Below are 585 nucleotides of genomic sequence, written 5' to 3' on the forward strand. Positions count from 1 at the left end.
CCTCTTCTGGCGGCAGGGATATCACGCGCACTTCGGACAATCGAGGCTCACAGGTTCTGATGAAAGCCTCGATAGCCGATCGAGACCGGGCATGAGTGTCATGCAGGCTCATGCGCATGTCATTCAAATCCGGCAGCCCATAATCAGGCTTTGTCTGCACACTACCCGCCCGAGTGCCGAGCATCTTCGCAAGATGAGCAGCCACCGAAGCAATGACACACTCTTCGCGACACAAGCTGTTACGGCTCCTGGTTTCACCGCCAAGGCGCTCGAAAAGGCTACCGTAAGGATTCATGGCCGAGCGCCTGTAACTTGCATCCGGTTACTCCTTGTCCAGCTTGCCGACCAGGGAAAGCGTAAAGTCCGCTCCCATGTATTTGAAGTGAGGTCGCACGTTCAGGCTGACCCGGTACCAACCCGGCTCACCTTCAACATCACTGACGGTAATCTGCGCGGCACGCAATGGACGCCTGCCACGCACATCAGCGCTCGGGTTTTCCTGATCGGCCACGTACTGACCAATCCACTTGTTCAGTTCAAGCTCAAGATCGGTACGCTCCTTCCAGGAACCAAGCTGTTCACGCT

1 protein-coding gene and 1 pseudogene are annotated in these 585 nt (G+C 56.4%); both read right to left on the reverse strand.

The window, feature by feature from the left end:
* Nucleotides 1-295: type VI secretion system baseplate subunit TssE (gene tssE, locus NRB16_RS29015; RefSeq protein WP_257107584.1), on the reverse strand; the 295-nt coding region annotated here is incomplete at its 3' end.
* 27 nt (nucleotides 296-322) lie between these two features.
* Nucleotides 323-585: pseudogene (locus NRB16_RS29020) on the reverse strand (type VI secretion system contractile sheath large subunit); the annotation flags it as partial.

This window comes from Pseudomonas sp. LJDD11 (assembly GCF_024584215.1).
Classification (GTDB): Bacteria; Pseudomonadota; Gammaproteobacteria; order Pseudomonadales; family Pseudomonadaceae; genus Aquipseudomonas.